The sequence below is a fragment of the Agromyces sp. Y558 genome (genome assembly GCF_059445415.1).
This window is the reverse complement of sequence record NZ_JCAIUH010000005.1, coordinates 1-5,431: the sequence shown is the minus strand read 5'-3', so window position 1 is coordinate 5,431 and position 5,431 is coordinate 1. Positions and strand designations below refer to the sequence as shown.

2 rRNA genes are annotated in these 5,431 nt (G+C 55.1%); both read right to left on the bottom strand.

The window, feature by feature from the left end:
- Positions 1–133: 133 nt before the first annotated feature.
- A 23S ribosomal RNA gene (locus tag AC1C2T_RS19430) occupies positions 134–3,238 on the bottom strand.
- Between the two features lie 483 nt (positions 3,239–3,721).
- A 16S ribosomal RNA gene (locus AC1C2T_RS19425) occupies positions 3,722–5,249 on the bottom strand.
- The 16S and 23S rRNA genes sit together here, the layout of an rRNA operon.
- Positions 5,250–5,431 lie beyond the last annotated feature (182 nt).

Sequence of the window (5,431 nt, the reverse complement as noted above, 5' to 3'; positions counted from 1 at the left end):
TCGGGTGGTGCGGGTACAACTGTTGAGTTGTGTGTTGGGTTTCCGTCTGAAGGGAACCACAGAGTGGACGCGGGCAATCTTGGCCACACACACGGCCTTTACATGAAATGTGTTCAAACGTGTGAGTGTAGTGATTATCAAGTTATCGGCTTATTAGTACCGGTCAGCTCCGAGAGTCTTTAGTCCTCTCTTCCACATCCGGCCTATCAACCCAGTCGTCTGGCTGGGAGCCTCTCCCCCGAAGGGATGGAAATCTCATCTCGAGGCCGGCTTCCCGCTTAGATGCTTTCAGCGGTTATCCATCCCGAACGTAGCTAACCAGCGGTGCTCCTGGCGGAACAACTGGCACACCAGAGGTTCGTCCAACCCGGTCCTCTCGTACTAGGGTCAGATCCTCTCAAATTTCCTACGCGCGCAGCGGATAGGGACCGAACTGTCTCACGACGTTCTAAACCCAGCTCGCGTACCGCTTTAATGGGCGAACAGCCCAACCCTTGGGACCTACTCCAGCCCCAGGATGCGACGAGCCGACATCGAGGTGCCAAACCATGCCGTCGATATGGACTCTTGGGCAAGATCAGCCTGTTATCCCCGAGGTACCTTTTATCCGTTGAGCGACAGCGCTTCCACAAGCCACTGCCGGATCACTAGTCCCGACTTTCGTCCCTGCTCGACCTGTCAGTCTCACAGTCAAGCTCCCTTGTGCACTTACACTCGCCACCTGATTGCCAACCAGGTTGAGGGAACCTTTGGGCGCCTCCGTTACTTTTTGGGAGGCAACCGCCCCAGTTAAACTACCCACCAGGCACTGTCCCTGAACCGGATCACGGTTCGAAGTTAGATATCCAGAGTGACCAGAGTGGTATTTCAACATTGACTCCACCGACACTAGCGTGCCAGCTTCAAAGTCTCCCACCTATCCTACACAAGCCACACCGAACACCAATACCAAGCTGTAGTAAAGGTCACGGGGTCTTTCCGTCCTGCTGCGCGTAACGAGCATCTTTACTCGTAATGCAATTTCGCCGAGTTCGCGGTTGAGACAGCTGGGAAGTCGTTACGCCATTCGTGCAGGTCGGAACTTACCCGACAAGGAATTTCGCTACCTTAGGATGGTTATAGTTACCACCGCCGTTTACTGGGGCTTAAATTCTCAGCTTCGCCTTGCGGCTAACCGGTCCTCTTAACCTTCCAGCACCGGGCAGGCGTCAGTCCGTATACATCGTCTTGCGACTTAGCACGGACCTGTGTTTTTAGTAAACAGTCGCTTCCCACTGGTCTCTGCGGCCCTGCAGCGCTTCCCGGAGCAAGTCCGTTCACGCCTTAGGCCCCCCTTCTCCCGAAGTTACGGGGGCATTTTGCCGAGTTCCTTAACCACGATTCTCTCGATCTCCTTGGTATTCTCTACCTGACCACCTGAGTCGGTTTGGGGTACGGGCGGCTAGAACCTCGCGTCGATGCTTTTCTCGGCAGCATAGGATCACCAACTTTTTATCCGCATCGTGTCTCAGCCTTGATGAGCGACGGATTTGCCTATCGCTCGGCCTACGCACTTGCCCCGGGACTACCATCGCCCGGGATTGGCTACCTTCCTGCGTCACACCTGTTAATACGCTCACTCCACCAGATGGGGTCGCATGCCGCCTCACGATCGTCCCCGAAGGGATCCACGCGTCTTGGGATGCTTAGCACTCCTGATTTCGTGTTGGCGGTTCTTCGCCGGTACGGGAATATCAACCCGTTGTCCATCGACTACGCCTGTCGGCCTCGCCTTAGGTCCCGACTTACCCAGGGCAGATTAGCTTGACCCTGGAACCCTTGGTCTTCCGGAGGACGGGTTTCTCACCCGTCTTTCGCTACTCATGCCTGCATTCTCACTCGTGTGGCCTCCACGGCTGGTTCACACCGCCGCTTCACTGCCCACACGACGCTCTCCTACCCATCAACACGGCTGGACCACGAAGGCCTACCATTAATGTCAATGCCACAACTTCGGTGGCGTGCTTGAGCCCCGTTACATTGTCGGCGCGGAATCACTTGACCAGTGAGCTATTACGCACTCTTTCAAGGGTGGCTGCTTCTAAGCCAACCTCCTGGTTGTCTGTGCAACTCCACATCCTTTCCCACTTAGCACGCGCTTAGGGACCTTAGTTGGTGGTCTGGGTTGTTTCCCTCTCGACGATGAAGCTTATCCCCCACCGTCTCACTGCTGCGCTCTCACTTACCGGCATTCGGAGTTTGGCTGACGTCAGTAACCTTTTAGGGCCCATCGGCCATCCAGTAGCTCTACCTCCGGCAAGAAACACGCAACGCTGCACCTAAATGCATTTCGGAGAGAACCAGCTATCACGAAGTTTGATTGGCCTTTCACCCCTATCCACAGCTCATCCCCTCCATTTTCAACTGAAGTGGGTTCGGTCCTCCACGACGTCTTACCGTCGCTTCAACCTGGCCATGGATAGATCACTTCGCTTCGGGTCTAGGACCTGCGACTGAATCGCCCTATTCAGACTCGCTTTCGCTACGGCTGCCCCTCACGGGTTAACCTCGCCACAAATCACTAACTCGCAGGCTCATTCTTCAAAAGGCACGCTGTCACCCCAACAAGGAGGCTCCAACGGTTTGTAAGCAAACGGTTTCAGGTACTATTTCACTCCCCTCCCGGGGTACTTTTCACCTTTCCCTCACGGTACTTGTCCGCTATCGGTCATCTGGGAGTATTTAGGCTTATCAGGTGGTCCTGACAGATTCACACGGGATTTCTCGGGCCCCGTGCTACTTGGGATACCTCTCCGGGCCGCCAGGCATTTCGACTACGGGACTCACACCCACTCCGGTCCGGCTTTCAATCCGGTTCGTCTATACCTGACGCGTCACCGTGACTGCACGGCAGTACAGTCCGAAAGGTCCCACAACCCCGACCATGCAACCCCTGCCGGGTATCACACATGGCTCGGTTTAGCCTCTTCCGCGTTCGCTCGCCACTACTAACGGAATCACTGTTGTTTTCTCTTCCTGTGGGTACTGAGATGTTTCACTTCCCCACGTTCCCTCTACCCGCCCTATATATTCAGGCGGGAGTCACCAGGTCACCCAAAGGGCCTGGCGGGGTTTCCCCATTCGGAAATCCTCGGATCAAAGCTCGTTTATCAGCTCCCCGAGGCTTATCGCAGATTACGACGTCCTTCTTCGGCTCCAGATGCCAAGGCATCCACCGTTTGCTCTTAAAAACTTGAAATCACATGAGATCGAATCGTGCAACACCACCCAAAGGCGATGCTGCGAAATTGACCAGTGAACACACCAAACAACACCCCCGAAAGGATGCTCTTGGCGATTCACCTTTTGTGAAACAGCCCCAAAGGGCTATTTCTAAGATGCTCGCGTCCACTATGTAGTTCTCAACAGACGGCCAGAACCCCCACCACCTACCGAATCAAAACCATCGGCATCAGTGAAGGCCTGCAAGAAACCATCACCCCCCACCACCCTCCGAAGAGAGCGCCAAGGGTTGTCCGGTCCCTCAGGACCCAACAGCGTGCACGTACCAGCCTCCCCCAACCAAACCCTTCCAATCACCCACAAGTGAGCAACGTACTGAGTCCAGCCGAAATCAACCGGCACCTATGTCAATGTTCCACCCATGAGCAACCAGCGAGCCACAAAGGACCCGATCTGGTCTGCACTGCGAAAGCCCGAAGACTTCCGAGTTGCTCCTTAGAAAGGAGGTGATCCAGCCGCACCTTCCGGTACGGCTACCTTGTTACGACTTAGTCCTAATCACCGATCCCACCTTCGACAGCTCCCTCCTTGCGGTTAGGCCACTGGCTTCGGGTGTTACCGACTTTCATGACTTGACGGGCGGTGTGTACAAGGCCCGGGAACGTATTCACCGCAGCGTTGCTGATCTGCGATTACTAGCGACTCCGACTTCATGAGGTCGAGTTGCAGACCTCAATCCGAACTGAGACCGGCTTTTTGGGATTCGCTCCGCCTTACGACATCGCAGCCCTTTGTACCGGCCATTGTAGCATGCGTGAAGCCCAAGACATAAGGGGCATGATGATTTGACGTCATCCCCACCTTCCTCCGAGTTGACCCCGGCAGTCTCATATGAGTTCCCACCATTACGTGCTGGCAACATACGACGAGGGTTGCGCTCGTTGCGGGACTTAACCCAACATCTCACGACACGAGCTGACGACAACCATGCACCACCTGTAACCGAGTGTCCAAAGAGTTCCACATTTCTGCAGCGTTCTCGGTTATGTCAAGCCTTGGTAAGGTTCTTCGCGTTGCATCGAATTAATCCGCATGCTCCGCCGCTTGTGCGGGCCCCCGTCAATTCCTTTGAGTTTTAGCCTTGCGGCCGTACTCCCCAGGCGGGGCGCTTAATGCGTTAGCTACGACACGGAAACCGTGGAAAGGTCCCCACATCTAGCGCCCAACGTTTACGGCATGGACTACCAGGGTATCTAATCCTGTTCGCTCCCCATGCTTTCGCTCCTCAGCGTCAGTTACGGCCCAGAGAACTGCCTTCGCCATCGGTGTTCCTCCTGATATCTGCGCATTCCACCGCTACACCAGGAATTCCATTCTCCCCTACCGCACTCCAGTCTGCCCGTACCCACTGCAGGCCCGAGGTTGAGCCTCGGGATTTCACAGCAGACGTGACAAACCGCCTACGAGCTCTTTACGCCCAATAATTCCGGACAACGCTCGGACCCTACGTATTACCGCGGCTGCTGGCACGTAGTTAGCCGGTCCTTTTTCTGCAAGTACCGTCAAGGAGCAAGCTCCCCTTCTTCCTTACTAAAAGAGGTTTACAACCCGAAGGCCGTCATCCCTCACGCGGCGTTGCTGCATCAGGCTTGCGCCCATTGTGCAATATTCCCCACTGCTGCCTCCCGTAGGAGTCTGGGCCGTGTCTCAGTCCCAGTGTGGCCGGTCACCCTCTCAGGCCGGCTACCCGTCGACGCCTTGGTGAGCCATTACCTCACCAACAAGCTGATAGGCCGCGAGTCCATCCCAGACCGAAAAACTTTCCACCCAAAACCATGCGGTTCCAGGTCCTATCCGGTATTAGCACCGATTTCTCAGCGTTATCCCAGAGTCCAGGGCAGGTTACTCACGTGTTACTCACCCGTTCGCCACTAATCCCCCCAGCAAGCTGGAGTTCATCGTTCGACTTGCATGTGTTAAGCACGCCGCCAGCGTTCGTCCTGAGCCAGGATCAAACTCTCCAAAAAAACTGGTTCCAACACCCGAAGGCATTGAGAGTATCAATCACTGACAGAGAAACAACTGACTACTTAGAATCAAATTGTCCATCAATCAAAGGAATCCCACCGATCCGAAAACCGGATGGGGTTCAAAAATTGGCATTGAACATAGTGCACGCTGTTGAGTTCTCAAGGAACGGACGCACCCG